This window comes from Streptomyces sp. NPDC043685, assembly GCF_056436585.1.
On sequence record NZ_JBWKCH010000001.1, the window covers coordinates 778,122 to 804,562 of the forward strand.

Sequence of the window (26,441 nt, forward strand, 5' to 3'; positions counted from 1 at the left end):
GGCCGGTCGTAGGCACGGCCCCTGGACAGGCCGAACCCGAGCGCAGACAGCCCCTGGTCCCGGGGCCGACTGAGCCGTCGCTTCGCCGACGGGATCCAGCATGCCCAACCCCGCCGACGGCTGCCGAAAGTTGTCCACAGGCGCGGGGATTCGTCGTACAAATCCGGCGGTCGGTGGGAGCGGTGGGACCGAACCGTCCCGGAGCCGGGACTTCCCCGGGTCCAGCGGGTAACGTCGGGGCGTGCCCGCCGACCCACTGCACCGCGCCGGAAAGCCACCGCGCAGCACGACGAGCCAGCCGCCGAGCGGCTCGGGGGCGCGCGCGATCGAGGTCCGCAGGAGCACCCGCCGGCGACGGACGGTCTCCGCGTACCGCGAAGGCGATCGCACCGTGGTGCTCATCCCCGCCCGGATGTCCGAGGCGGAGGAGCAGCGCTGGGTGACTGTCATGCTCGACAAGCTGGCCGCCCAGGAGAGCAAGCGGGCCCTCGGCGACGCCGAGCTGGCCGAGCGGGCCCGGCGCCTGTCGGAGCAGTACTTCGGTGGACGGGCCCGGCCCGTGTCGGTGCGCTGGGTGACCAACCAGAACACCCGCTGGGGCTCCTGCACCCCCGCCGAGGGCAGCATCCGTCTGTCGCACCGGCTCCAGGGCATGCCCGAGTACGTCGTCGACTACGTCCTCGTCCACGAACTCGCCCATCTACTCGTACCCGGTCACGGACCACGCTTCTGGGAACTCCTGGAGGCCTATCCGCGCACGGAACGGGCCCGCGGTTACCTCGAAGGGGTCGTCGCCGCCGAGAGGTTGCCCCATGTGCCCGGCGCGCGGGGAGACAGTCCCACCGGGTGACCGACCGCTTTCCGCGAGCGAACAGCCGATACGGCCGAGCGAGCGTTCTGTACCGGCTCTGTACCGACCTCGTCCGGTGTCCGAGTTTGCCGTTAGCCTGGCGCGACGCACTCACGTTCTGGATGGGGGACGGTCGTTACGCATGGCCAGGGAATTCCAACGCGGCCACAAGGCCAGGATCAGTGACCTCACCGCGGGCACGGATCTGTACGTAGGCGTACAGATCACCGGCCCCGGGCTGAGCTTCGACATCAGCTGCTTCGGCCTCGACGCCGACGAACGGCTCTCCGACGACCGGTACTTCATCTTCTTCAACCAGCCGAAGTCCCCCGAGGAGTCCATCCAGCTCCTGGGCGCCCAGGCGGGCGACACGGAGTCCTTCCGGGTGACGCTCGACCGGATCCCGCCGCAGATCCAGAAGCTCTCCTTCACGGCGACGATCGACGGCGCCGGACAGATGTCGCAGATCGCCTCCGGCTACATCCGCATCGTCGCGGGCGGCGAGGAGGTGGCGCGCTACTCCTTCAACGGCTCGGAGTTCTCCACCGAGCGGGCCGTGATGCTGGGCGACTTCTACCTCAAGGACGTGTGGCGGTTCGCCGCCGTGGGGCAGGGCTTCGACGGAGGCCTGGACGCGCTGCTGAAGAACTTCGGCGGCGAGGTGGCCGAGGAGGAGACGCCCGCACCCGCCCCGCAGCAGCCGCAGCCCGGCGCCGCCCCGGGGTTCGCGCCGCCCGCGTTCGGCGCCCCCGCCACCCCGGAACCGGCCCCCGCGCCGGCGGCTCCTCCGGCCCCCGCCCCGCAGCCCGCGCAGGGCTTCGTGCCCCCGCCCGGCTCCACCCCGCCCCCGGTGCACGCCGCCCCGACCATCGTCGCGCCGTTGCACACCCCGCCCGGCGGCTCCCCGGTGCCGCCCCCGGTCCCGGCGCCCGCGCCGTACGGCCAGCCGGGCCAGCAGCCGCCGCCGTACGGCCAGGTCCCCGGGCAGACGGCCCCGCCGCCCCCCGGCTACGGCCAGCCCCAAGCCCCCCATGTGCCGCAGGCACCCCAGGCCCCCGCCCCGCCGCCCGGTTACGGCCAGCACACCCCGCCCCCGGGCTACGGCCAGCAGCCGCCCTACGGCCAGGCCCCCTACGGCGCTCCGCAGGGCGCTCCCCAGGGCGGCGCCGCCCAGGGGCCCGGTGTGTCCGCCGCGCTCCAGCAGTTCAAGGAGACGCCCACCGGGCAGCGCTGGACGCAGCAGAACAAGAAGCTCGTACGCGTCGACCTCGGCGTCGGCGGGCAGCCCGTGCTGGCCCGGCAGGGCAGCATGGTGCTCTACCAGGGCAAGGTCGACTTCAGCTACAAGGGCGCCGGGTTCGCCGGCCGGATCGTGGGCAACGCGACCGGCCAGGAGATGCAGCTGATGCGGTGCACGGGCCAGGGACAGGTGTTCCTCGCCGAGAACTCGACCATGCTGCACCCGCTGGAGCTCCAGGGCGACGCCGTCTGCGTCTCCGCCGAGAACGTCCTCGCCTTCGACGAGAGCCTCACGTACGAGGTCCGCCGCATCGAGGGCCACGGCATCCCCGGCGGCGCGCTGTTCACCATGCAGTTCAAGGGCACCGGCACCATCGTCGTGAAGACGCACGGCACCCCCGTGGTGCTGCCCGTCACGCCGACCACGTTCGCCGACTGCAACGCCGTCGTCGCCTGGTCGGCCGCCGCCCAGGTCGTCGTCTCCAGCCAGGTGCGCATGCGCCGCAACGCCTACCCCGGCGACACGGGGGAGAGCGTCAACCTCCAGTTCCGGGGAGCGCCCGGGAACTTCATCGTCGTCCAGCCGTACGAGGTCTGAGGGAGCCCGTCATGACACAGCAACTCGCGGGCCACGCCCCCGCACCCGTCACCGCCCGCATGGAGAACCACGGCAATCACATGCTGAAGGTCGCCATGCAGACCGGCAACGACCTCCTCGCGCGCGTGGGATCGATGGTCGCCTACGAAGGGTTCGTGCAGTACGAGCCCAACCCGCCGGCCGTGCGCCAGATCGCCAAGGACTGGCTCACCGGCGAGGGCGCGCCCCTGATGAAGTGCTCCGGCGACGGTCTGCTCTACCTGGCCGACTACGGGGCGAACGTCGTCGTCATCAACCTCAACGGCGACGGCATCTCCGTCAACGCCACCAACCTGCTCGCCTTCGACGCCCACCTGACGTGGGGCGTGGAGCGGGTCAAGGGCCTGGCGAAGTTCGCCGGGCAGGGCCTGTGGAACACCAAGATCTCCGGCCAGGGCTGGGTCGCGCTGACGTCCCGGGGCAAGCCCATCGTCGTGGACTGCGGAGGCGGCGAGGACGAGACCTACGTCGACCCCGACGCGCTCGTCGCCTGGTCCCCGAACCTCAAGGTGAAGGGCAAGCGCAGCTTCCGGGCGCAGTCGCTGATCGGCCGCGGCAGCGGTGAGGCCTACCAGATGGCCTTCTCCGGTCAGGGCATCGTCGTCGTCCAGCCCAGCGAGGACAGCACCGACCGCCTCCGGTTCCGGGGCTGAGGGGGAGCCAGAACGTCATGCAGAGCCCGATTTTCGCCTACAACGAGCAGCAGACCCAGGAACGCTGGAGCCTGCAGAACAAGCAGATGCTGCGCGTCGCTCTGGAGGGCCACGACGACATCCTGGCCCGCAAGGGCACCATGGTCGCCTACCAGGGCCTCGTCGAGTTCGACGCCGAGTTCCAGAGCAACCAGCAGTCACGCGCGCGTGCGCAGACCGGTGAGGGCCTCGACCTGATGCGCTGCCACGGGCAGGGCACGGTCTACCTCGCCAACCTCAAGCAGCACGTGCACGTCCTGGAGGTGGACCAGGACGGCCTCACCGTCGACAGCAGCTATGTGCTGGCGATGGACTCCTCCCTGCACCACGAGGTCATCGCCGTGGACAGCCTCTACGGCATCTCCGGCTCCGGGAAGTACCAGCTCAACATCTCGGGCCGGGGCAAGGTCGCCCTGATGACCTCCGGTATGCCGCTGCTGATGCAGGTGACGCCCGACAAGTACGTCAACTGCGACGCGGACGCGATCGTGGCCTGGTCGACCGGCCTGAGGGTGCAGATGCAGGCGCAGACGCACTCCTCCGGGGTGTGGCGGCGGCGCGGCAGCACCGGTGAGGGCTGGGAGCTGAGCTTCATGGGCACCGGGTTCGCGCTCGTCCAGCCGAGTGAACTGCTGCCGCCGCAGAACGCCCAGATCGGCTCGGGCCTCGCCGCGCAGTACGGCATGGGCCAGCAGGGAGCGCGGGGGCAGAACCAGGGCAACGTCTGGAGCTGAGCGTTCCGCGGGGTTCGGCCGATTCAGGTCGGGGGCTGTTTCGGTCTCGTCCCAGCCCGCGGGCCGGCTGTGCTCGATCGCGCAGTTCCCCGCGCCCCTGAGGGGGCGCTGCCCACTGTCAGCAAGAAGGTAAGGGGCGGCCGCTACAGCGGTCGCCCCTTACCGATGTTCAGGCCCCTAGCCTCGCGCGCGTCGCCGTCAGCAGCTGCACGACCGACTCGTCCGCCACCTCGGCCACCTCGTCATAGCCGAACCAGCGCACGTCGAGCGACTCGTCGCTGATCGCGTGCGCGGCGTCCGGTGGTGCCATGACCGCGTACTGGACGTCGAAGTGCCAGTTGCACGGCGCGGGGATCGGGTGCCGGTCCAGGCGCACCGGGCCGCCGGGCAGCAAGGAGAGCCCCGAGACGCCGGACTCCTCCGTCGCCTCACGCAGGGCCGCGTCCGCCAAGGAGGCGTCGCCGGGCTCGCAGTGGCCGCCCATCTGGAGCCACATCCGGAGCTTCTTGTGCAGGGTGAGCAGCACCCGGCCGCCGTCGGGGTCGATCACCAGGGCGCTCGCCGTGATGTGCCCCGCGTGGCAGGCCTTCCACAGGCCGTCCGGGTGCTCGTCCAGGTGGTCCAGGTAGGCCTGGCGCAGCTCTGCCTGGTCCTCGTACCCCTTCAGCACGAGGACCGTGTCGTCGTAGAGGCTCACCCGGCGTCGTCGTCCTTGCCGTCGTCCCCGCCCTCGTCCTTCTTCTTGAGGTCGGGCTTGTCCGCCGCCTCGCCCTCGTCCTGCTTCTTCAGGTCGGGCTTGTCCGCCGCCTCGCCGAGCATCTTGTCCAGCTCGGAGAAGTCGATCTGCTCGCGGTGCACGAAGCCGTCCGGGTCGTCCAGGTCGGTCGCCGTCGGCAGCATGTCCGGGTGGTGCCACAGGGCGTCCCGGCCGTCGACCCCGCGCGCGTCCGTGAGCGAGGCCCACAGACGGGAGGCGTCCCGCAGCCGGCGCGGACGCAGCTCCAGACCGATCAGCGTGGCGAACGTCTGCTCGGCCGGGCCGCCCGAGGCGCGGCGGCGGCGCAGCGTCTCACGCAGGGCGTCGGCGGCCCCGAGACGGGGCTTGGCGGCGGCGTGGACCACCGCGTCCACCCAGCCCTCGACAAGCGCCAGAGCCGTCTCCAGACGGGCCAGGGCCGCCTTCTGCTCGGGCGTGTCCTCCGGCTGGAACATGCCCTGCTGGAGGGCTTCCTGGAGCTGCTCCGGGTTCTGCGGGTCGAACTGGCCGACCACGTCCTCCAGCTTGGCCGTGTCGACCTTGATCCCGCGGGCGTAGCCGTCGACCGCGCCGAACAGGTGCGAGCGCAGCCACGGCACGTGGGTGAAGAGGCGCTGGTGGGCGGCCTCGCGCAGGGCGAGGTACAGCCGCACCTCCTCCTGGGGGACGCTGAGGTCCTTGCCGAACGTCTCGATGTTCACCGGCAGCAGGGCGGCCTTGCCGGCAGGGCCCAGCGGAAGGCCGATGTCGGACGAACCGACGACCTCACCGGCGAGCACTCCGACGGCCTGGCCGATCTGCGTGCCGAACATGGCGCCGCCCATCGAGCGCATCATGCCGATCAGCGGGCCGGCCATGGCCTGCATCTCCTCCGGCAGGACGTCGCCCATGGCGGTGCCTACGCGCTCGGCGACCGGGTCGACGAGCTCCTTCCAGGCGGGCAGTGTGGCCTCGACCCACTCCGCGCGGCTCCAGGCCACCGCCGAGGCGGCGCCCGACGGCAGCGAGGTGGCGTCGTCGAGCCACAGGTCGGCCAGGCGGACGGCTTCCTCGACGGCCCTGCGGTCGGCGGGCCCGACGCTGGCGTCCTTGGTGCCGTCAGGGCTGCCCTGGGAGACCGTCTGGCGGGCGATCTGCTTGGCCATGTCCCAGTTCACCGGGCCGCCCTCGTAGGAGAGCATCTGGCCCAGCTGCTGGAACGCGGCGCCCAGGTCGGTGGGGTTCAGCGACCCGAACATGGCTGCGAACGGATTGTCCGCACCGGGGCCGCCGGGGCCGCCAGGGCCTCCGCCGAAGCCTCCGGCTCCGGGCAGGCCGCCGAAACCGAACGGGTTGGCCGGTCCCTGACCACCACCGCTCTGCTGGTCCTTCTTCTTGCCCTCGTCGCCGTCGTCCGGCTCCTCCGGCGGAAGGCCGAATCCGAATGGGGTGTCACTCACGGGATTCCTCGGCTGGTAGGGCCGCCGGTTCTTTCCGGCGGCACGGCTGCCCGACAACACCACCCAGCGTAGACACCTGGGGCGGATCGGGCCTCGGTGCTTCGCCGACTGACGGCCTGCGGCAGGATGGATGCCACCTGGTACGCACGCGTCGGACGCGCTCGTACTGAAGACAACCGCTGGAGACGCCCGGTGAGTTCCCCAGATCCGCAGGTTCGCGCAGCGCGAAACCAGTCAACCAGTTCCGCGAGCCCGTCGGCACGCGGACCCGTCGTCGCGGTCACCGGCGCCGCGTACGGCGTCGGCGCGCTGCTCACGGAGCAGCTTGCCGCATCCGACGAGATCAAGCAGGTCGTGGCCATCGACGAGCGGCGCGGCGAGTGCGCGGCGGCGCAGTGGCACATCCTGGACGTCCGGGACCCGGCCATCGCGGACAAGCTGCGCGGGGCCGACGTCGTGGTGCACCTGGCGCTCGATCTCGATCTGGAGACCGACGCCGCCGCCCGAACGGCCTACAACGTACGGGGGACGCAGACCGTCCTGACGGCGGCCGCGGCCGCCGGAGTGCACCGGGTCGTGCTGTGCACCTCGGCGATGGTCTACGGGGCGCTGCCCGACAACGAGCTGCCGCTGTCCGAGGACGCCGAGCTGCGGGCCACGGCCGAGGCGACGGGTGTAGGCGACCTGCTGGAGATCGAACGGCTGGCACGGCGCGCACCCCGGGCGCACCCGGGACTGAACGTCACCGTGGTCCGGCCGGCCGTCCTGGTGGGCGGCGGCACGGACACCGCGCTGACCAGGTACTTCGAGTCTCCGCGGCTCCTCGTCGTCGCCGGGTCTCGGCCCGCGTGGCAGTTCTGCCACGTCGAGGACCTGTGCAGCGCGCTGGAGTACGCCGTCCTGGAGAAGGTCGACGGGGAGCTGACCGTCGGGTGTGACGGCTGGCTGGAGCAGGAAGAGGTCGAGGAGCTCAGCGGCATCCGCCGGATGGAGCTGCCGTCGGCGGTCGCGCTCGGTGCGGCGGCGCGACTGCACCGGATCGGGCTCACGCCGTCCCCGGCCGGGGACCTGGCGTACACGATGTACCCCTGGGTGGTGAGCGGCAGCCGGTTGCACGACGCCGGGTGGCGGCCGCGGTACACCAACGAGGAGGTGCTGGCGGAACTCCTGGAGGAGGTCTCCGGCCGGCACACGGTCGCCGGGCGGCGGCTGGGCCGCAAGGACGCCACGGCCGCGGGCGCCGCGGGTGCGACGGTGGCGCTGCTGGGCGCGGCGGCGGTCGTACGACGGGCGCGCAAGGCCCGGCGGCGCATCTGAGGGTCGTCCCTGCGGGAACACCGGACCGGGGATCCTCGCGGGAACACGAACACCGGACCGGGGCCCCTGTAGGAGGCTCCAAACGCGCACGCGCGCGTGCCGGGCGATAGCTCTATTCCGCGCTGTCGGCCGTGTGCGGCACGATGGAGGCATGGCAACCACGAGCGATCATCCCGGTGAGCAGGCGGCGCAGGACCCCATCAAGCTGATCGCGATCCGGGACACGGCCCTCTCGCTGGACGAGGTGTTCCGGGCGGTCGGGGACGACTCGGCGGGGGGCACCGCGCTCTTCGTGGGAACCGTGCGCGACCACGACGGGGGCGCCGACGTCGACGAGCTGGGGTATTCCTGCCACCCCAGTGCCGAGGCGGAGATGCGGCGGATCGCCGAGAAGGTGGCCGCCGAGTTCCCGGTGCGGGCCCTGGCGGCCGTGCACCGCGTGGGGGACCTGGGCATCGGGGATCTCGCCGTGGTCGTCGCCGTCTCCTGCCCGCATCGCGGAGAGGCCTTCGAGGCCTGCCGGAAGCTGATCGACGACCTCAAGCACGAGGTGCCCATCTGGAAGCACCAGAAGTTCTCCGACGGCACCGAGGAGTGGGTCGGCGCCTGCTGATCCCGTGAGCCGCCTTCCGGTTGCGTAACCGCACCCCTGGCGTGAGCGTTGTCACTGCGGATGGTTAATCTGCTGATCAGTCAGTTGCGGACGCTCAAAGGGGTTGGAGGTCGGCATGGCGGCGCTCGCCTGGTTGCTGATTCCGCTTGTGGCTGCCATCGGCGCGGGGCTCTGGGGGAGTTGGGCGAACCGGACCCGCAAGGCCCGTAACGACGGGCCGGAGCTCATCGGCTACGCCCGCTTCCGAGAGGCCATGGAGAAGCCCCGCACGGGTGGCTGACGACCGAAGAACAGCAGGTCACAGGTGCTGGAAGCGCAGGGCCGCCCCGGACGGGCGGCCCTGACGGTGCGCTGACAGGACCGTCCCGTAATGTCGAGTCATGCCACGCCGCACCGCGACGATGCTCGCCTCCACCCTGATGCTGATCGCGCTCCTGTGCGCGGGAGTGTTCATCCCCGTGCCCTACGCGGAGATGTCCCCGGGGCCGACGGTGAACACGCTGGGCGATCACGACGGTGAGCAGGTGCTGCAGATCGCGGGGAAGAAGACCTACGCCACCAGTGGCCACCTGAACATGACCACGGTCCGGGTCACGAGCGCCGACTACCGGATGAACCTGGTGGAAGCCGTCTACGGCTGGCTCGCGCACGACAACAAGGTCGTGCCGCACGAGACGCTCTACCCGGACGGCAAGACCGAGGAGCAGTCCACCCAGGAGAACGCCGAGGAGTTCAGCCAGTCCCAGGAGAGCGCCAAGGTCGCCGCCCTGAAGGAGCTGGACGTCCCGGTGAAGTCCTGGGTGATCGTCTCCACGGTCGTCAAGGGCTCCCCGGCCGAGGGCAAACTGCACGCGGGGGACGTGATCAAGGCCGTCGACGGCACGACGGTGAAGGAACCGGCCGACGTCGCCAAGCTCGTCACCCGGCACAAGCCGGGCCAGGAGGTCCGCTTCACGATCGTGCCGGCCAAGGAGCAGGCCGCCGCGGAGAAGGAGAAGCGGACGCCGACGAAGACGCAGAACATCACCATGACCACGACGGCGTCCGACGACGACGGCGAGAAGCGCGCCATCGTGGGGATCCAGGCGGGGACCGACCACACGTTCCCGTTCACCATCGACATCAAGCTGGCCGATGTCGGCGGGCCGAGCGCCGGTCTGATGTTCGCCCTCGGCATCTACGACAAGCTCACCCCGGGCAGCCTGACCGGCGGAAAGTTCGTGGCCGGCACCGGCACGATCGACGACGCGGGCAAGGTCGGCCCGATCGGCGGCATCGAGATGAAGACCGTCGGCGCGCGGGCCAAGGGAGCGCAGTACTTCCTGACCCCCGCCGACAACTGCGCGGCCGCCGCCAAGGACACCCCCGACGGCCTCACCCTCGTCAAGGTGGGCACCATCCGGGACGCCCTCGGGGCGCTCAAGGACATCCGCAGCGGCGACACCGCGGACCTGCCTAAGTGCGGTAAGTAGCCCGGGACGGGTGGGGCCCGGCGAGCCGGACCCCCTGGGCTCCCGAGGGGTTACTCCTCGAACGTCGCCGCCAGCGCCTCCGCCAGCCCCGGGACCAGGTCCGAGCCGGTCAGGACCTCGGTGGGGGAGTCCTTCTCGCGCAGGCGCAGGGCCGACTCGCGGCTGCCGTCGCGCAGCACCGCGACCGTCATACGGACCTCCTGGCGGTCCGGGTGGTCCGCCACCCACTTCGTGAGCGCGGCCTCGCTCAGTCCGCTCGGCACCTGCGCCTCCGCCGACGGCGGCAGCATCAGGCGCTCCACGGCGAGGGCGCAGCCGGCCACCGCGTCGGGCCAGGCGATGGTGGCGAGGAACTCGTCGAGCGGTTTGCCCGTGGGGACCTCGTCCTGCTCGATCGGGGTGAGGCCGGAGTTCTCCGATTCCTCCCCCAGACCGAGCCGGTCCGCGAGCGAGGGCTGTTCGGCCCGTAGCCGGGCGGTGTCGACGAGGGCGAAAAGGCGGGCCGGCTGGTCCCAGCCGAGGCCGGAGGCGTACTCGTCGATCTCGAGAACGGCCCGGGTGAGCGGGTTCGCAGCCATGGGAGTGTTGGACATGGTCACAATCCTGCCTCGTTCCCGGCCGGAATCGGGAACCGAGTAAACGGTGAGTAAGTTGCATAGGTGGGGGCCCACGATCACGGGGGCCACGCACGGTCCGTGAAGACGCGGGCGTGACGAATCAACAGCGAACTTCGAGGTGCGCACCTTGGCTTTCCAGATGCCGGACCGCGGCGGAGGCCCGACAGGGCCGCGGATGAGAGTGGGCCGCCCGTCCCGGCGTGTCCGGACCCTGCTCATGACACTGGGCGTCCTGGCCGTTCTCGGCATGGCGTTCACCATGTTCGCGGGCTTTTGGACGGACTGGCTCTGGTACCGGTCGGTGAACTACTCCTCGGTCTTCACCACCACCCTGTGGACCAAGATCGGGCTCTTCTTCGTCTTCGGCCTGCTCATGGCCCTCGCCGTCGGCTTCAACATCTGGCTGGCGCACCGGCTGCGGCCGCCGCTGAGCGCCATGTCGATGGAGCAGCAGAACCTCGACCGGTACCGGATGGGCATCGCGCCCTACAAGAAGTGGCTGCTGGCCGGGATCACCGCCCTGGTGGGCCTGATCGCCGGAGCCTCCGCCTCCGGCCAGTGGCGCACCTGGCTCATGTGGGTCAACGGCGTGCCCTTCGGCCAGAAGGACCCGCAGTTCAAGCTGGACGTCTCCTTCTACGCCTTCGACCTGCCCTGGTACCGGTTCCTGCTCGGCTTCGGCTTCGCCGCCGCGATCCTGTCCGTGATCGCCGCCGCGCTCACCCACTACCTGTACGGCGGTCTGCGCGTCACCAGCCCCGGCGCCCGCGCCACGGCCGCGGCCACCGGGCACCTGTCGGTGCTCATCGGTGTCTTCGTGGCCCTGAAGGCCGTCGCGTACTGGCTCGACCGGTACGGACTCGCGGTGAAGTCCAGCGACTTCAGGGCGACCGACAACTGGACGGGCCTGCGGTACGTCGACGCCAACGCCTACCTGCCGGCCAAGACGATCCTGTTCTGCATCGCCGTCATCTGCGCGCTGCTGTTCTTCGCCACCATCTGGCGGCGCACCTGGCAGCTGCCCGTCATCGGCTTCGGACTGATGGTGCTCTCGGCCATTCTCATCGGCGGCCTGTATCCGGCGATCGTGCAGAAGTTCCAGGTCCAGCCGAACGAGCAGGCCAAGGAAGCGCCGTACGTCGAGAAGAACCTCGAGGCCACGCGCCAGGCGTACGGCATCGACGGCACCAAGGTCACCGACTACTCGGGCACCGGCAACACCGAGGACAAGACCAAGCTGCGCGACGACGTCGGGTCCACGGCGAGCATCCGGATCATGGACCCCAACATCGTCTCGCCGACGTTCCAGCAGCTCCAGCAGATCAGGAACTACTACGCGTTCCCGGAGAACCTGGACGTCGACCGCTACGCCAAGGACGGCAAGGACCAGGACACCGTCATCGGCCTGCGTGAGATCAACCTCGCCGGCATCCCGAAGAAAAACTGGATCAACAACCACTTCCGTTACACCCACGGGTATGGAGTGGTCGCCGCCAAGGGCACCAGTGCCGACGCCCAGGGCCGGCCGAACTTCACGGAGTCCGACCTGCCCTCCGAGGGTGACCTCGGCACGTACGAGCAGCGGGTCTACTACGGCGAGAAGACCACCACGTACTCGATCGTCGGCGGTCCCCAGAAGGAGATCGACTACTCCGACGACAACGGCGAGAAGACCACCAGCTACAAGGGCGACAGCGGGGTCAACCTCTCCAACCCGGTCAACCGGGCCGCGTACGCGGTGGCGTTCGGCGAGCCGCAGATTCTCTACTCCGGCGCCATCGGCGAGGGCTCGCGGATCCTGTACAACCGCACGCCCAAGGAGCGCGTCGAGGCGGTCGCCCCCTGGCTGACCATCGACGGAGACGCCTACCCGGCGGTCGTGGACGGCCGGATCCAGTGGATCGTCGACGCGTACACGACGACGAACGGCTACCCGTACTCCTCGCGCACGACCCTCGGTGACACCACGGCCGACTCGCTGACCGCCACCAACGACAACCGCGCGGTGGTGGCCCAGCAGAACCAGGTCAACTACATCCGCAACTCGGTGAAGGCGACCGTCGACGCGTACACCGGCGAGGTCAAGCTCTTCCAGTGGGACACGAAGGACCCCGTCCTGAAGACCTGGATGAAGGCCTTCCCGGGCACGGTGGAGCCCAAGAGCGACATCTCCAAGTCGCTGATGGACCATCTGCGCTACCCCCAGGACCTGTTCAAGGTGCAGCGGGAGCTGCTCACGCGCTACCACGTGAAGGACGCCACGACGTTCCTCAGCGGCAGCGAGGTGTGGCAGGTGCCGGACGACCCGACGAACCGGTCGGGCAGCGCGGTGCCGCCGTACTACCTGAGCATGAAGATGCCCGACCAGAAGGCGCAGTCGTTCTCGCTGACGACGACTTTCACCCCAACAGGCCGGGACAACCTCAGCGCGTTCATGGCGGTCGACGCCGAGGCGGGCACGTCCGACTACGGCAAGATCAGAATTCTGAAGCTGCCGACCAACACCACGGTCAACGGACCCAAGCAGGTCCAGAGCCAGTTCAACTCGCAAGAGGACATCGCCGAGTCCATCAGGCTCCTGAGAGGCGGCGACTCCGAGGTCGAGTACGGCAATCTGCTGACGGTCCCGCTCGACGGCGGACTGCTGTACGTGGAGCCGGTCTACGTACGCGGTGGCGGACTGAAGTATCCGCTGCTGCGCAAGGTGCTGGTCACCTACGGAGGCCAGACCGCCTTCGAGAACACCCTCGACGGGGCCCTCAACAAGGTCTTCGGAGCGGACGCGTCCACCGAGCCGCCGGACGAGGGCGAGGGCGACACGACCAAGCCACCGCCGACGTCCGACAATCCGACGGTCCAACAGGCCCTGGAGGACGCCCAGAAGGCGTTCGACGCGGGCCAGGAGGCCCTGAAGAAGAACGACTGGGAGGCGTACGGCAAGGCGCAGAAGGACCTCGAGGACGCCCTGCGGCGGGCCGAGGACGCGCAGGACGAGGCGAGCCGGAAGGGCGGCGCCGGGGGCGGCGAGAGCAAGCCCAGCGGCAAGCCGAGCGGCAGCCCGAGCCCGAAGCCGAGCAGCTAGGGCCCTGGCCTGGTGAAATGCCCATCCCGCGCCGTGGTACGGTTGTGAACACAACGGCGCGGGGTGGAGCAGCTCGGTAGCTCGCTGGGCTCATAACCCAGAGGTCGCAGGTTCAAATCCTGTCCCCGCTACTGAAGTCGCGATGTTCGAGCGACAGCGTGACACCGAAGGCCCGGATTCCACACAGGAATCCGGGCCTTCGTGATGTGCGTGAACGCATGTGCTGACGTGGCTTGTGGTCGCGCCGCCGGGGCGAGTTGGTCCATGTGTGTTTGACTTGTCTCTCTGTGGGCATGTCGACAAAACGCTGAAGTGACCTCACTGGCTGCGGTATACGAGGTGTACCCAGGTTGCAGGTGGTGCGACGATGGACGTTATGGGGGACAAGGCAACTCTGTTCGAGACAGGGCGTTTTGTGCAGCCTTCCAGCCGGGAGGACACCGAGACCCCGGACGAGACCGGGGAGATCGCCGACGAGGCGGCCGAGGAGCTGCGGCAGAGACTCGCCGCGGAGGCCGGCGACGTCGAGGCGATGAGTGTCCTCGGGGCCATGCTGCTGCGCCGTGGTGATCTCGACGGTGCCGAGCCTCATCTGCGTGCCGCCACAGCAGCGGGCGACCGGGCGGCCGCGAACAATCTGGGAGTCCTCCTGCACCAGCGGGGGTACGCCGACGAGGCCGCCGGGTGGTGGCGGATCGCCGCCGTCGCCGGATCCACGGCCGCCGCGCACGCCCTCGGCCGGCACCACCGCGAGCGGGGCGACGAACCCGCCGCCGAGTACTGGCTGCGCCAGTCCGCCGAACAGGGCCACACCCTGGCCGCGTACGCGCTCGCCGATCTGCTGGAGCACCGCGGGGACGCCGGGGCCGAGCAGTGGATGCGCGTCGCGGCCGAACGCGGGCACCGGGAGGCCGCGTACCGGCTGGCCCGGGCCTTGGACCGCAGGGCCGCACGGGAGGCCGACGGTGACAACGGTGTCCAGGGCGCCGAGGAGGCCGAGCAGTGGTACCGCCAGGCGGCCGCGCGCGGCCACCGGCGGGCCGCGCTGCACCTCGGGACGATCCTGGAGCGGCGCGGCGAGCTCAAGGAGGCCGGGCGCTGGTACCTGACCTCCGCCAAGGACGGCGAGGCGCGGGCCGCCTGCGCCCTCGGCTTCCTGCTGCGCGACGCCGGCGACACCGAGAACGCCGCCGTGTGGTGGCTGCGGGCCGCCCAGGACGGCGACGGCAACGCGGCGAACGCGCTGGGCGCGCTGCACGCCGAGCGGGGCGAGACCCAGACCGCCGAGCGGTGGTACCGGGCCGCGATGGACGCCGGTGACGTCAACGGCGCGTACAACCTCGGCCTGCTCTGCGCCGAGCAGGGGCGGACCCCGCAGGCCGAGCAGTGGTACCGGCGCGCGGCCTACGCGGGGCACCGGGAGGCCGCGAACGCGTTGGCGATCCTGCTGCTGCGGGCCGGCGACGAGACGGGTGCGGAGCCGTGGTTCTCCAAGGCCGCGGAGGCCGGGAGTGTGGACGCGGCCTTCAACCTCGGCATCCTGCATGCCGGGCGGGGCGAGGAGCAGGCCGCTCTGGGGTGGTACGAGCGGGCCGCCGCGGCCGGGCACACCGAGGCGGCGCTCCAGGTCGGCATGGCGAGGCTGCGCGAGGGCGACGAGCAGGAGGCCGAGCGGCACCTGCGGTGTGCGGCCGGGGGCGGGAGCGCCGAGGCCGCGTACCGGCTGGCGACGGTGCTCGACGCGCGCCGGCCGCCGGAGCCCGCGCACGAGCTCGGGGAGCCCGTGCACCGGCGCAGCGAGTGCGAGGAGTGGTACGAGCGGGCGGCGTCCCAGGGGCACCGGCGGGCGCAGGTGCGGGTCGGCATGCTGGCGGCGGCCCGGGGCGATGTCGTCGAGGCGGCTCGCTGGTACCGCGAGGCGGCCGAGGCCGGATCACGCAACGGGGCGTTCAACCTCGGGCTGTTGCTGGCCCGGGAGGGGAGCGAGCCCGAGGCGGCGGTCTGGTGGACCCGGGCCGCTGACGCGGGGCACGGGCGGGCGGCGCTGCGGCTCGCCCTGGTCTACGCGCGTCGGGGTGAGCTGGCCGAGGGGCAGCGGTGGGCCGACCGGGCCGTGTCCCTGGGCCCGGCGTCGGTCACCGAGCGGGCGGAGCGGCTGCGGGACGCGCTGCGGCAGGAGCTGTCCGCGTGAGGGCGGCCCGGGCCCTGCGTCCCCGCCCCCGGTGGGTGGCGGGGACGCCTGCCGCGCGGTGGTGCCGGGAGGCGCCGCGGCTCGGTCCGTCCGCGGTGGGCGTGGCCGGGTGGGGCAGCCGTTGCCAGTCGCTCGGTGAACCGTCCCCGTTAAGCGATTTGCATCTGCCCTCGTCATTGACGTAACGTTGCATTCAACGACGCGGGGTGGAGCAGCTCGGTAGCTCGCTGGGCTCATAACCCAGAGGTCGCAGGTTCAAATCCTGTCCCCGCTACTGAAGGCCTAGGGCCGGAATCCGAAAGGGTTCCGGCCCTAGGTGTTTTTCGGCCTGGCGCCTCGGCGCACGCGCATGGGCGCACAGGTAGCGCAAAGCCCCGGCACTCATCGGTGCCGGGGCTCATGCGGAGAAGGCTAGGCGGCCGCGCAGTTCGGGCAGACGCCGCGGTACGTCACCTCGACGTCCGAGACCGTGAACCCGAAGCGCTCGGTGTCGGGAAGGTCCGCCAGCGGGTTGCCGACCGGGTGGACGTCCCGGATCGCACCGCACTGGGCACAGACCAGGTGGTGGTGCGGCTGATGGGCGTTCGGGTCGTACCGCTTGGCGCGCTGATCCGTGGAGACCTCCAGCACCTCGCCGAGGGTCACGAGCTCACCCAGCGTGTTGTAGACGGTCGCCCGGGAGATCTCGGGGAGCTTGGCGACGGCCCGGGCATGGACCTCGTCGGCCGTCAGATGGACGTGTTCGCCGTCGAGGACCTCGGCCACGACGCGCCGCTGCGCGGTCATCCGCCATCCGCGTCCGCGCAGGCGTTCCAGAAGGTCACTCATGGCTACCAGCCTAACAGCCAAGGGGACCAGGTCGCGAACAGGTGTGAGATTAGAGTCCTGCTTGCTTTAGACAATGTCTATTGTAGGATCTGGGATGACTTTGGCCATGGTGCAGGTGTGGTCAGGAACGGTGCAGGAGGCGCACGTGACGCAGGGGCCGCTTACGACGGAGGCCGGAGCTCCGGTCGCCGACAACCAGAACAGCGAGACCGCGGGCGTCGGCGGCCCCGTGCTCGTCCAGGATCAGCTCCTGCTGGAGAAGCTGGCCCACTTCAACCGGGAACGCATCCCGGAGCGGGTCGTGCACGCCCGGGGCGCGGGCGCCTACGGCACCTTCACGGTGACCGCCGATGTCACGCCGTACACCCGCGCGGCCTTCCTCTCCGAGGTCGGCAAGCAGACCGAGGTCTTCCTGCGCTTCTCGACGGTGGCCGGCAACCTGGGCGCGGCGGACGCGGTGCGCGACCCACGCGGCTTCGCGCTGAAGTTCTACACCGAGGAGGGCAACTACGACCTCGTCGGCAACAACACCCCGGTGTTCTTCATCAAGGACGCCATCAAGTTCCCGGACTTCATCCACACCCAGAAGCGCGACCCGTACACCGGCTCGACCGAGGCGGACAACGTCTGGGACTTCTGGAGCCTGTCACCGGAGTCCACGCACCAGGTGACCTGGCTGTTCGGCGACCGGGGCATCCCCGCCTCGTACCGCCACATGGACGGCTTCGGCTCGCACACCTTCCAGTGGAGCAACGCGGCCGGTGAGGCCTTCTGGGTGAAGTACCACTTCAAGACGGACCAGGGCATCAAGAACCTGACCGCCGAGGCGGCCGCCCGGCTCGCCGGTGAGGACCCCGACTCCCACCAGCGTGACCTGCGCCAGGCCATCGAGCGGGGCGAGTACCCGACCTGGACGGTCGGCGTGCAGATCATGCCGGTGGCCGAGGCGGCGACGTACCGCTTCAACCCGTTCGACCTGACCAAGGTCTGGCCGCACGCGGACCACCCGGTCGTCGAGATCGGCAAGCTGGAGCTCAACCGGAACCCGGAGAACATCTTCGCCGAGGTCGAGCAGTCGGTCTTCAGCCCGGCCCACTTCGTGCCGGGCATCGGCCCCTCCCCGGACAAGATGCTCCAGGGCCGCCTCTTCGCCTACGGCGACGCGCACCGCTACCGCGTCGGCATCAACGCCGACCACCTGCCGGTGAACCGCCCGCACGCCACCGTGGCGCGCACCCACTCCCGGGACGGCCACCTCTACGACGGCCGCCACGGGGGCGCGAAGAACTACGAGCCGAACAGCTTCGGTGGGCCGTTCCAGACGGACCGCCCGCTGTGGTCGGCCGTCGCCGTGGGCGGCACCACCGGCAACCACGAGGCGCCCGTGCACGCCGAGGACGACGACTTCGTGCAGGCGGGCACTCTCTACCGGCTGATGAGCGAGGGCGAGAAGGAGCGCCTGATCGCCAACCTGGCGGGCTTCATCGCCAAGGTCTCGCGCGACGACATCGTCGAGCGGGCGATCGACAACTTCCGTCGGGCCGACGGAGACTACGGCAAGCGGCTGGAGGTCGCGGTCCAGGCCCTGCGCGGCTGAACTCCAGCGCTGGACCGCTTGCGGTAGCGGACGGGCCGGGTCCCCTCGGGGGCCCGGCCCGTCCGTGTGTCACGCCGGAACGCGCTGACGGGCCGGTGCCCAGCAGCGGATGATGTCGCGGACCGAGACGATGCCGGTGGGCTCGCCGTCCTCCAGCACGATGAGGTGCCGGAAGCCTCCGTGCGCCATGGCGGCCGCCGCCTCCTCCAGCGTCCAGGCGGGAGCGGCGAACACGACGTTGTTGGTGGTGTGGGCGTGGGCGCGTTCGGTGTCCGGGTCCTGGCCGAGGCCCACGGAGTTGAGGATGTCGCGCTCGGTGAGAATGCCGATGCCGGCGTCGGGGTCGTGGACCACGGCCGCCCCGACCTTGCGCGCGGACATCAACGCGGCGGCCTGGCGCAGGGTGTGGGTCGGGCCGATGGTGAGGACGACAGTGCTCATGGCGTCACGGACGAGCATGGATGGAGCCACCTCCTGGGAGTCTCCCCCGCCGTTCGTTCGGAATTTCACAAATTCACAAGTGGGGGGACTCTCAGAGTGGCAGGCAAAGGGAGGGTCAACAAGGGGGCGCTCGGTAACAACGGGGGGCTCAGTAGCGCTGGTTGAGATACCCCAGCAACTCGTCGTGCAACAGCCCGTTCGACGCGGCCGCGTTGCCGCTGTGGGGGCCCGGGCGGGCGTCGAGGCCCGTGAAGGTGCCGCCGGCCTCGGTGACGACGATGGCCGTGGCCGCCATGTCCCACAGGGACAGCTCCGGCTCGGCGCACATGTCGACGGCGCCTTCCGCGACCATCATGTAGGGCCAGAAGTCGCCGTACGCGCGCGTGCGCCACACCTCGCGGGTCAGGTCCAGGAAGCCGTCCAGCCGGCCCTGCTCCTCCCAGCCGCTGAGCGAGGAGTACGCGAAGGAGGCGTCGGAGAGCTTGGAGACGCGGGAGACCTGGAGCCGCGTGGCCTTGCTGAGGCTGCGGCCGGAGAACGCGCCGTGGCCCTTCGCGGCCCACCAGCGGCGGCCGAGGGCGGGGGCGGAGACGACGCCGACGACGGGCTGGAAGCCACCCTCGCCGGCCTCCATGAGCGAGATGAGCGTGGCCCAGACGGGAACGCCCCGTACGTAGTTCTTGGTGCCGTCGATCGGGTCGATCACCCAGCGCCGGGGACCGGTGCCCTCCACTCCGTACTCCTCGCCGAGGATCGCGTCCCGGGGGCGGGCGCGCTGGAGCTGGCCGCGGATGAGCTCCTCCGCGGCCTTGTCCGCCTCGCTCACCGGGGTCATGTCCGGTTTGGTCTCGACCTTGAGGTCGAGGGCCTTGAACCGGTCCGTCGTCGCGGCGTCGGCGGCGTCGGCGAGGACGTGGGCGAGACGCAGGTCGTCGAGGTAGTCGGGCATGCAACGAACCTATCTGCCGAGGTGGGGGTGGGGCTACACGGGGTTTGTGGGGGAGTCGGAAGTGGTTTCGGGCCGGGTGTGGAGGATCGCGCGTGCCTGTTCCGCCGCGCGGGCGGTGCTCTCGGAGACGAAGTCGAGGAAACGGGCGACGTTCTCCATGCGGGCGGCCGCGAGCGTGCCCGGGCCGAGGACGCCCACGCCCTGCCGTGCGATGTCGACGACCTGGGCGATGGACCGGGCGCTGGCCATCATCGACTGGTACCAGACGTCGTCGTCGACGACATAGCGCTCGCGGCGGCCTTCGCCCGCCTCCCTGCGGACCAGGCCCTGGCTGTCGAGAAACGCGATCGCCTTGGAGACGGAGGCGGGGCTGACCTGGAGGCGCTGGGCGAGTTCGGAGGCGGTGAGGCTGCCGGAGTCGGTCATGCAGAGACATGCCATCACCCGGGACATCATCTTGGGCATGCCCGAGCCCATGAGGACGGTGGTGAACGTCTCCTCGAACTCGCGGACGGCCTCGGCGTCCCGCCCGTCGGCCGGCGAGGGCGCCTTCGGGTCCCGGGGTGCGGCCTGCCTGCGGCGATGGGCGCGGCGTTCGGTGGCGCGGTGGGCCAGGTCGGCGCGGTAGGCGGTGGGGCCCCCGTTGCGCATGACCTCGCGGGTGACCGTCGAGGTGGGGCGGTCGAGGCGCCGGGCGATCTCCGCGTAGGCGAGGCCGTCGGCCAGACCCAGTGCGATCTGCTGGCGTTCCTGCTGGGTGAGTCTGCCTCCCGGCATCGGGTCTCCTTCGTTGTGCGGCAGTGATCGCACCATAGCGTTCATGCACATTCATTGCAACGAGGGGAGGTGGGTTGTTGCGTTACCCGGCAGGCTCATTGCTCTGATTTCTCTGCTTTCACCAGGGGTTATGTCCGTTGAGCGCAACGCGCATGTTGCTGGAGCTGTGAATGCAACGTAGCTTTTCCTTCATCGGAAACAACAGACCCACGAACGAGGAGCACCCGATGCAGACCTTCGACACCGCCGCCCCCCTCACCGCCGTCGTCGACATCCCCGCCGGGCACCTGCGGTTCATCGCCGCCGACCGCACCGACACCACCGTCGAGGTCCTTCCCGCCGATGCCGCCAAGGGCCGTGACACCAAGGCCGCCGAGCAGATCGAGGTCACCTGCACCGACGGCGTCCTGCGCATCGAGGCCCCGGCGGCCAGGAACCGCATCCTCGGCCCCTCCGGCTCCGTCGAGGTCACCGTGCAGCTGCCGGCCGGCTCCCGCGTCGAGGCCAAGGCGGCCACCGCCGAACTACGCGGTGTCGGACGCCTCGGCGACGTCACCTTCGAGGCCGCACAGGGCACGGTCAAGCTCGACGAGACCGGCAGCGCCGACCTGAGCCTGCTCGACGGTGACATCACCGTCGGCCGCCTGGGCGGACCGGCCCGCGTCAGCACCCAGAAGGGCCACCTCCGCATCGCCCAGGCCGTCCGCGGAGCCGTCACCCTGCGCACCGAACACGGCGACATCGAAGTCGGCGCCGCCCACGGCGTCTCCGCCTCACTGGACGCCGGCACCGGCCACGGCCGCATCCACAACTCCCTCAAGAACGCCGACGGAGCCACGGCCGCCCTCACCCTCCACGCCACCACCGGCCACGGCGACATCACCGCCCGCAGCCTCTGAACGGGCGCGGCCTTCCCGAAGGAGCACCCCCGAATGCCGGGACCGGAGGTGACGGGTCGCGTGGGCCAACACCCCGCGCGACAAGGCCGAAACGCGCCCCCACGCGCATTCGCGAACCCTTGACAGTGGGTCCGGGCGCGTCAAACCTGGGCCCAGAGCCGCTCGCCCCAAGGGGAGGCGATGATGCCTGCAGCGCGGGAATCTCTTCTGGACGCCGCCTTCACGGCACTGGCGCGCCGGCCGTGGTCCGCCGTACGGATGGTGGACGTGGCCGCGGCGGCCGGAGTGTCCCGGCAGACGCTGTACAACGAGTTCGGCAGCAAGGACGGTCTCGCCCGGGCGCTCGTCAGACGCGAGGCCGACGGATATCTCGCCGGGGTGGACCGTGCTCTCGCCGGTTACAGCGATCCCCGCGACCGGCTCACGGCCACCGCGGAGTGGACCGCCTCCGCGGCCCGGGAGAACATCCTCGTGCGCGCCATGCTCACCGGCTGCTGGAGCGAGCGGCTGCCCGCCCCGGCCCTGGCGTCCGCGCCGTCGACCTCGGCGGTACCGGCCCAGCGCCGCGCCGACGGGCCGCTGCCCTCACCCGGCGACTTCGTCGCCCTCGTGCGCGACCGGGCCGTCACCGTCCTGGCGGGCGCTGGCACGCCCAGGCCGGACACCGCCGACCTGGCCCGCTCCTGTGAACTCGCCGTCCGGCTGGCCCTGTCCTGCGTGGCCGCGCCGCCCGGCGAGGGCGGCGTCGCCGACCTGGTCCGCAGCGCCCTGCAACGGCAGGCGGACTGACAGGGCGTCAGTGGGCCGACCCCGACAACTGCAGCCCGATCACGCCGATGATGACGAGGGTGATCGACACGAGCTTCAGCGTCGACACCAGGTCACCCAGGAACACCATGCCGTAGATCGCCGTCCCCGCCGCCCCGATGCCGGTCCACACCGCGTACGCGGGACCCACGTCGAGTTTGCGCAGCGCGAGGGTCAGCAGGCCGAAGCTGCCGAGCGCGAAGACGCAGAAGGCGACCGTCGGCCAGAGCCGGGTGAAGCCGTGCGAGAGCTTCAGACACACCGCGAAGCCGGTCTCGAGCAACCCGGCCACGATGACCAGCAGCCACGCCATGAGTCGTCCTCCCGTATCCCACGTTCAGTGACCGCTTCGTCGACGCGTCGCGTCCATCGCGCCCGCCGGGCTCGGGCCGGGCCCGCATCCGGCTTGGGTGCGATTATGCACTTACCGCCCGCGCCCCAGGACAAACAACGCGGAGGTCAGTCGCCTTCCGTCCGCTCCCGCGTGGCCAGCAGCCGCCGCAACGAGTACAGGCGCGCGGGATCCGCGTGCCCCGCGGCCACCCAGGCGTCCAGCGCGCAGTCCTGCTCGTCGTGGCTGCACGCGCGCGGGCAGCCCTCGGTGCCCGGCTCCAGATCGGGGAAGGCGTGGATCACCTGGGACGGATCCACGTGGTGCAGTCCGAAGGACCGCAGGCCCGGGGTGTCGATCACCCAGCCGTCACCGCCCGACAGCGGCAGCGCCAGCGCCGAGGTGGTGGTGTGCCGGCCCCGGCCCGTCACCGCGTTCACGTGTCCCGTCGTACGGCGCCGTTCCTCCGGGACGAGTGCGTTGACGAGGGTCGTCTTGCCGACACCGGAGTGGCCGATGAACGCGGTGATCTTGCCGTCGAGCTGCTCGCGCACCCGGGCGACGGCGCTGCCGTTCTGCAGTTCCTCGCGGCTGGTGACCACGTGCGGGAGGTCGAGGTGACCGTACAGCTCCAGGATTTTGTCGGGCGGGGCGAGGTCCGACTTGGTCAGGACCAGCAGCGGTTCCAGGCCGCCGGCGAAGGCGGCGACCAGGCAGCGGTCGATCAGCCGGGGGCGGGGCTCCGGGTCGGCCAGGGCGGTGACGATCGCCAGCTGGTCGGCGTTGGCGACGATCACGCGCTCGTACGGGTCGTCGTCGTCCGCCGTGCGGCGCAGGACCGAGGTCCGCTCCTCGATGCGCACGATCCTCGCGAGCGTGTCCTTCTTGCCCGACATGTCGCCCACCAGGGCCACCCGGTCGCCGACCACCGCTGCCTTGCGGCCCAGCTCGCGGGCCTTCATCGCCATGACCACGCGGTCCTCGACGAGGCAGGTCAGACGGCCCCGGTCGACGGTGAGGACGAGGCCTTCGGCGGCGTCGTCGTGTTTGGGACGCAGGTTCGTCCGGGGCCGGGTGTTGCGGCGGCCGGGACGGGTGCGGATGTCGTCCTCGTCGGTGTGCTTGCCGTAGCGGCGCATGACGTGATCCCTGCGTCCTACGCCCCGAGCATCCCGGTCCACAGATCGGGGAAATCGGGCAGGGTCTTGGCCGTCGTCGCCACGTTCTCGATCTGCACGCCCTCCACCGCCAGCCCGATGATCGCGCCGGCCGTGGCCATGCGGTGGTCGTCATAGGTGTGGAAGATCCCGCCGTGCAGGCGGCGCGGGCGGATGTGCAGGCCGTCGGCGGTCTCCGTGACGTCGCCGCCGAGTTCGTTGATCTCCTTCGTGAGTGCGGCCAGCCGGTCCGTCTCGTGCAGCCTGAGGTGGGCCACCCCGCGCAGGGTCGAGGGGGAGTCCGCCAGGGCCGCGACCGCGGCGATGCCCGGCGTCAGCTCGCCGACCTCGCCCAGGTCGACGTCGATGCCGTGGATCGAGCCGGAACCGGTGAAGACCAGCCCGTACTCGGTCAGTTCGCAGGAGCCGCCCATCTCGGTGAAGATCTCGCGCAGCCGGTCACCGGGCTGCGTGGTGCGCGAGGGCCAGTCCGGGACGACGACCTTGCCGCCGGTCACCAGCGCCGCCGCCAGGAACGGCTGGGCGTTCGACAGGTCCGGCTCGACGACCAGGTCCCGGCCGAGCAGGGCACCCGGCGAGACCCGCCAGACGTTCGGCTCACCGCCCGACTCGGGCGTGTCCACCTGGGCGCCGACCGCGCGCAGCATGTCGACGGTCATGCGGATGTGCGGCATCGAGGGCAGCGTGGCGCCGGTGTGGCGGACCTCGACGCCCTGGTTGAAGCGCGGGCCGGACAGCAGCAGCGCGCTCACGAACTGCGACGACGAGGAGGCGTCGATGGCGACCGTGCCGCCGTCCAGGGCGCCGCTGCCGTGCACGGTCATCGGCAGCGCCCCGCGGCCGTCGTCGTCGATCCGGGCGCCGAGCTGACGCAGCGCGTCGATGACGCCGTTCAGCGGACGCTCGTAGGAACGGGGGTCGCCGTCGAAGCGGACGGGGCCGTCCGCGAGGGCGGCGACCGGGGGCAGGAACCGCATCACCGTGCCGGCGTTGCCGACGTCGACCTGGGCCGGGCCGCGCAGGCCGGTGGGGAGCACCCGCCAGGCCTCACCGGTGCCGTCGGGGCCCACGCCCTCCTCGATCTCGATGCCCATCGCGCGCAGCGCGCCGGCCATCAGCAGGGTGTCGCGCGAGCGCAGGGGGCGGCGCAGCCAGCCGGGCTCGGAGGCGAGGGCGGCGAGGACCAGGGCGCGGTTGGTGACGGACTTGGACCCGGGCACGTGGACCGTCGCGTCGACGGCTCCGCTCGCGTGCGGGGCGGGCCAGAGGGCGGTGTCTGCGGTGTTCGGGGCCATGCCTTTACTTTATAAGCAGCCCGAGCCCCGAGTACGGCGCCGTGGGACCGGTGGCGCCCACGGGACGAGCCGTGCGCCGGGGCGGCCCCAGGCCCTCCCCGGCCGGTTGTCACAGACCCAGGAGCCAGCGTCCTCCGCCGAGCAGCGAGCACAGCGAGACGGCGTGGAAGAGGAAGAACCACAGCGCCGCCGGTACGTGCGTCAGCCGCGACAACTGGTCCGCGTCCGAGTCGCCCGCCCCGCCCCGCGCCCGCTTCGCCTGGAGCTCGAAGGCCGGACGGACCCCGCCGAGCAGCAGGAACCACACCACCGCGTACGCGAACGCCGCCTGCACCTGAGGCCCGGCAAGCCAGGACACCGTCACGAACAGGCCACCGGTGACGAGCATGGTCAGGGCCCCGTAGGCGTTGCGGATCATCACCAGCATGGCGAGCAGCAGGGCCGTCGCCAGCCACAGCAGGAGCGTGATGCGGCCGGCGCCGAGCAGGGCCGCACCGCCCAGGCCCAGCAGCGGCGGGGCGGTGTAGCCGGCGGCCGCAGTGAGGATCATGCCGATGCCGTGCGGTTTGCCGCGGCTGACGGTCAGGCCGCTGGTGTCCGAGTGCAGACGTATGCCGGTCAGGGTGCGGCCGGTCAGCAGGGCCACGAGCCCGTGGCCGCCCTCGTGGGCGATCGTGATGGCGTTGCGGGAGATGCGCCACAGGCCGTGCGGGACCACCACGGCGAGGGCGGCGCCCAGCGTCGCGAGCACCACCCACAGGTCGGGATCGGGCTGCGTGCCGGACACCTCGTCCCAGAGGGAGGCGAGCGAGGCGGTTGCGGTGCTGTCCATGTGCGGCGTTGGCTCCCTGCGGTCGGATGGAATCTGGCAGTGTGGCACGTATGTGCGGACGGTATGCAGCGAGTCGTAGGCCAGAGGATCTCGCGGGAATCTTCGAGGTCGAGAAGTGGGAGCCCGAGGAGACCCTCGCGCCGGACTACAACGTGGCGCCCACCAAAGAGGTCCACGCCGTCCTGGACCGCCCCCTGAAAGACGCGGACGACCCGCGGCCGGTTCGCCAGCTGCGCACCCTGAAGTGGGGGCTCGTCCCGTCCTGGTCCAAGACCCCGGAGGGCGGCGCCCGGATGATCAACGCCCGCGCGGAGACCGTCCACGAGAAGCCCTCCTACCGCCGGGCCTTCACCTCCCGGCGCTGCATCCTGCCCGCCGACGGCTACTACGAGTGGGTCACCGGCACCCAGGAGCGCGAGCTGGAGGTCGAGGGCAGGAAGAAGCGCCCCCGCAAGCAGCCGTACTTCGTGACCCCGGCGGACGGGTCGGTCTTCGCCATGGCCGGGCTGTACGAGTTCTGGCGCGACAAGACGCTGCCGGACGACCACCCGCAGGCCTGGTGGGTGACGTGCTCGGTCATCACCACGGAGGCCGAGACCAGCCCGCTCGGGGTGGCGCCGGCCGAGGGGCCCCGGGCGCTGGCGGACATCCACCCCCGGATGCCGCTGATGCTGACGCCCGACCGCTGGGACGCCTGGCTCGACCCGTCCCGCACGGACGCCGGCGAGCTGCGCGAGCTGCTCGCCCCACCGCCCGCCGGCCTGATGCGCGCCTACCCGGTCACCACGGCCGTCAGCAACGTCCGCAACAACGGGCCGGAGCTGCTGAAGGAGCTGGAAGGACCCGAAGAGGGCACACTCTTCTGAC

At 71.0% G+C, this 26,441-nt stretch carries 25 protein-coding genes and 2 tRNA genes; 16 read left to right on the top strand and 11 right to left on the bottom strand.

The window, feature by feature from the left end; translation table 11 throughout:
- Positions 1–241: 241 nt before the first annotated feature.
- From AC0665_RS03655 to AC0665_RS03670, 4 genes are all read left to right on the top strand, one after another.
- On the top strand, positions 242–850 hold the full coding sequence (locus AC0665_RS03655; RefSeq protein ID WP_478604648.1) for a M48 metallopeptidase family protein: 609 nt from the start codon (positions 242–244) through the stop codon (positions 848–850).
- 142 nt (positions 851–992) lie between these two features.
- Positions 993–2,687 (top strand): TerD family protein, encoded by a 1,695-nt coding sequence (locus AC0665_RS03660; RefSeq protein WP_478704352.1) that lies wholly within the window; start codon positions 993–995, stop codon positions 2,685–2,687.
- Positions 2,688–2,698: 11 nt separating this feature from the next.
- Entirely contained in the window at positions 2,699–3,379 is a 681-nt protein-coding gene (locus tag AC0665_RS03665) for an AIM24 family protein (protein ID WP_234845832.1), read from the top strand.
- A 17-nt stretch (positions 3,380–3,396) separates the two neighbouring features.
- Positions 3,397–4,152, top strand: a complete 756-nt coding sequence (locus AC0665_RS03670; RefSeq protein WP_468638740.1) for an AIM24 family protein — start codon at positions 3,397–3,399, stop codon at positions 4,150–4,152.
- 169 nt (positions 4,153–4,321) lie between these two features.
- On the opposite strand, the gene AC0665_RS03675 is transcribed toward AC0665_RS03670, so the two are convergent.
- Together AC0665_RS03675 and AC0665_RS03680 are read right to left on the bottom strand one after the other, a co-directional pair.
- On the bottom strand, positions 4,322–4,849 hold the full coding sequence (locus AC0665_RS03675; RefSeq protein ID WP_478704353.1) for an NUDIX hydrolase: 528 nt from the start codon (positions 4,847–4,849) through the stop codon (positions 4,322–4,324).
- Entirely contained in the window at positions 4,846–6,348 is a 1,503-nt protein-coding gene (locus tag AC0665_RS03680) for a zinc-dependent metalloprotease (RefSeq protein WP_478507221.1), read from the bottom strand. Before AC0665_RS03680 ends, AC0665_RS03675 begins: the two co-directional genes overlap by 4 nt.
- Positions 6,349–6,540: 192 nt before the next feature.
- On the opposite strand from AC0665_RS03680, the gene AC0665_RS03685 reads away from it, so the two are divergent.
- The 4 genes from AC0665_RS03685 to AC0665_RS03700 all read left to right on the top strand — a co-directional run bounded on the left by AC0665_RS03685 (position 6,541) and on the right by AC0665_RS03700 (position 9,750).
- Positions 6,541–7,665 (top strand): SDR family oxidoreductase, encoded by a 1,125-nt coding sequence (locus tag AC0665_RS03685; RefSeq protein ID WP_363117175.1) that lies wholly within the window; start codon positions 6,541–6,543, stop codon positions 7,663–7,665.
- 151 nt (positions 7,666–7,816) lie between these two features.
- On the top strand, positions 7,817–8,278 hold the full coding sequence (locus AC0665_RS03690) for a molybdenum cofactor biosynthesis protein MoaE (protein ID WP_468407399.1): 462 nt from the start codon (positions 7,817–7,819) through the stop codon (positions 8,276–8,278).
- 115 nt (positions 8,279–8,393) lie between these two features.
- Positions 8,394–8,558 carry a hypothetical protein gene (locus tag AC0665_RS03695; RefSeq protein WP_363117177.1) on the top strand — a complete coding sequence of 55 codons (165 nt, stop codon included), beginning with the start codon at positions 8,394–8,396 and terminating at the stop codon, positions 8,556–8,558.
- Positions 8,559–8,658: 100 nt separating this feature from the next.
- The gene (locus AC0665_RS03700) at positions 8,659–9,750 is read left to right on the top strand and encodes a YlbL family protein (RefSeq protein ID WP_478704354.1); all 1,092 of its coding nucleotides are present in this window, start codon (positions 8,659–8,661) and stop codon (positions 9,748–9,750) included.
- 50 nt (positions 9,751–9,800) lie between these two features.
- Here AC0665_RS03700 and AC0665_RS03705 read toward each other — a convergent pair whose 3' ends face one another.
- A complete protein-coding gene (locus AC0665_RS03705) occupies positions 9,801–10,343 on the bottom strand; it encodes a PPA1309 family protein (RefSeq protein WP_478604637.1) in 543 nt (180 codons plus the stop codon).
- Positions 10,344–10,506: 163 nt separating this feature from the next.
- Between AC0665_RS03705 and AC0665_RS03710 the strand changes: the two genes are divergently transcribed.
- From AC0665_RS03710 to AC0665_RS03725, 4 genes are all read left to right on the top strand, one after another.
- Entirely contained in the window at positions 10,507–13,449 is a 2,943-nt protein-coding gene (locus AC0665_RS03710; protein WP_468407659.1) for a UPF0182 family membrane protein, read from the top strand.
- Between the two features lie 57 nt (positions 13,450–13,506).
- Positions 13,507–13,580, top strand: a tRNA-Met gene (locus AC0665_RS03715).
- 236 nt (positions 13,581–13,816) lie between these two features.
- A complete protein-coding gene (locus AC0665_RS03720; protein ID WP_363117180.1) occupies positions 13,817–15,640 on the top strand; it encodes a tetratricopeptide repeat protein in 1,824 nt (607 codons plus the stop codon).
- 200 nt (positions 15,641–15,840) lie between these two features.
- Positions 15,841–15,914, top strand: a tRNA-Met gene (locus AC0665_RS03725).
- A gap of 137 nt (positions 15,915–16,051) precedes the next feature.
- Here the strand turns inward: AC0665_RS03725 and AC0665_RS03730 are convergent.
- Positions 16,052–16,468, bottom strand: a complete 417-nt coding sequence (locus AC0665_RS03730) for a Fur family transcriptional regulator (RefSeq protein ID WP_031110441.1) — start codon at positions 16,466–16,468, stop codon at positions 16,052–16,054.
- A gap of 145 nt (positions 16,469–16,613) precedes the next feature.
- Here AC0665_RS03730 and AC0665_RS03735 point away from each other — a divergent pair, with 145 nt between their 5' ends.
- Positions 16,614–18,065 (top strand): catalase, encoded by a 1,452-nt coding sequence (locus AC0665_RS03735; protein ID WP_478604633.1) that lies wholly within the window; start codon positions 16,614–16,616, stop codon positions 18,063–18,065.
- Between the two features lie 69 nt (positions 18,066–18,134).
- Here the strand turns inward: AC0665_RS03735 and AC0665_RS03740 are convergent, their stop codons facing one another.
- From AC0665_RS03740 to AC0665_RS03750, 3 genes are all read right to left on the bottom strand, one after another.
- A complete protein-coding gene (locus AC0665_RS03740) occupies positions 18,135–18,524 on the bottom strand; it encodes a CBS domain-containing protein (protein WP_363117182.1) in 390 nt (129 codons plus the stop codon).
- A gap of 130 nt (positions 18,525–18,654) precedes the next feature.
- Complete coding sequence (gene hisN, locus AC0665_RS03745; RefSeq protein WP_468407408.1) at positions 18,655–19,455, bottom strand: histidinol-phosphatase; 801 nt, start codon at positions 19,453–19,455, stop codon at positions 18,655–18,657.
- A 33-nt stretch (positions 19,456–19,488) separates the two neighbouring features.
- A complete protein-coding gene (locus AC0665_RS03750) occupies positions 19,489–20,232 on the bottom strand; it encodes a GbsR/MarR family transcriptional regulator (RefSeq protein ID WP_468407410.1) in 744 nt (247 codons plus the stop codon).
- Between the two features lie 227 nt (positions 20,233–20,459).
- Between AC0665_RS03750 and AC0665_RS03755 the strand changes: the two genes are divergently transcribed.
- Complete coding sequence (locus tag AC0665_RS03755) at positions 20,460–21,131, top strand: DUF4097 family beta strand repeat-containing protein (RefSeq protein ID WP_478704355.1); 672 nt, start codon at positions 20,460–20,462, stop codon at positions 21,129–21,131.
- Positions 21,132–21,311: 180 nt separating this feature from the next.
- On the top strand, positions 21,312–21,920 hold the full coding sequence (locus AC0665_RS03760; protein WP_478609895.1) for a TetR/AcrR family transcriptional regulator: 609 nt from the start codon (positions 21,312–21,314) through the stop codon (positions 21,918–21,920).
- A gap of 7 nt (positions 21,921–21,927) precedes the next feature.
- Here AC0665_RS03760 and AC0665_RS03765 read toward each other — a convergent pair whose 3' ends face one another.
- From AC0665_RS03765 to AC0665_RS03780, 4 genes are all read right to left on the bottom strand, one after another.
- Positions 21,928–22,251: a DMT family transporter gene (locus AC0665_RS03765; RefSeq protein WP_468407414.1), complete on the bottom strand. Its 324-nt coding sequence runs from the start codon at positions 22,249–22,251 to the stop codon at positions 21,928–21,930.
- A gap of 146 nt (positions 22,252–22,397) precedes the next feature.
- The gene (gene rsgA / locus AC0665_RS03770; RefSeq protein WP_468638716.1) at positions 22,398–23,408 is read right to left on the bottom strand and encodes a ribosome small subunit-dependent GTPase A; all 1,011 of its coding nucleotides are present in this window, start codon (positions 23,406–23,408) and stop codon (positions 22,398–22,400) included.
- 17 nt (positions 23,409–23,425) lie between these two features.
- Positions 23,426–24,742, bottom strand: a complete 1,317-nt coding sequence (gene aroA / locus AC0665_RS03775; protein ID WP_478609898.1) for a 3-phosphoshikimate 1-carboxyvinyltransferase — start codon at positions 24,740–24,742, stop codon at positions 23,426–23,428.
- A gap of 109 nt (positions 24,743–24,851) precedes the next feature.
- Positions 24,852–25,574 carry a M50 family metallopeptidase gene (locus tag AC0665_RS03780; protein WP_468407420.1) on the bottom strand — a complete coding sequence of 241 codons (723 nt, stop codon included), beginning with the start codon at positions 25,572–25,574 and terminating at the stop codon, positions 24,852–24,854.
- A 50-nt stretch (positions 25,575–25,624) separates the two neighbouring features.
- On the opposite strand from AC0665_RS03780, the gene AC0665_RS03785 reads away from it, so the two are divergent.
- Positions 25,625–26,440: an SOS response-associated peptidase gene (locus AC0665_RS03785; protein ID WP_363117191.1), complete on the top strand. Its 816-nt coding sequence runs from the start codon at positions 25,625–25,627 to the stop codon at positions 26,438–26,440.
- Position 26,441: the final 1 nt, after the last annotated feature.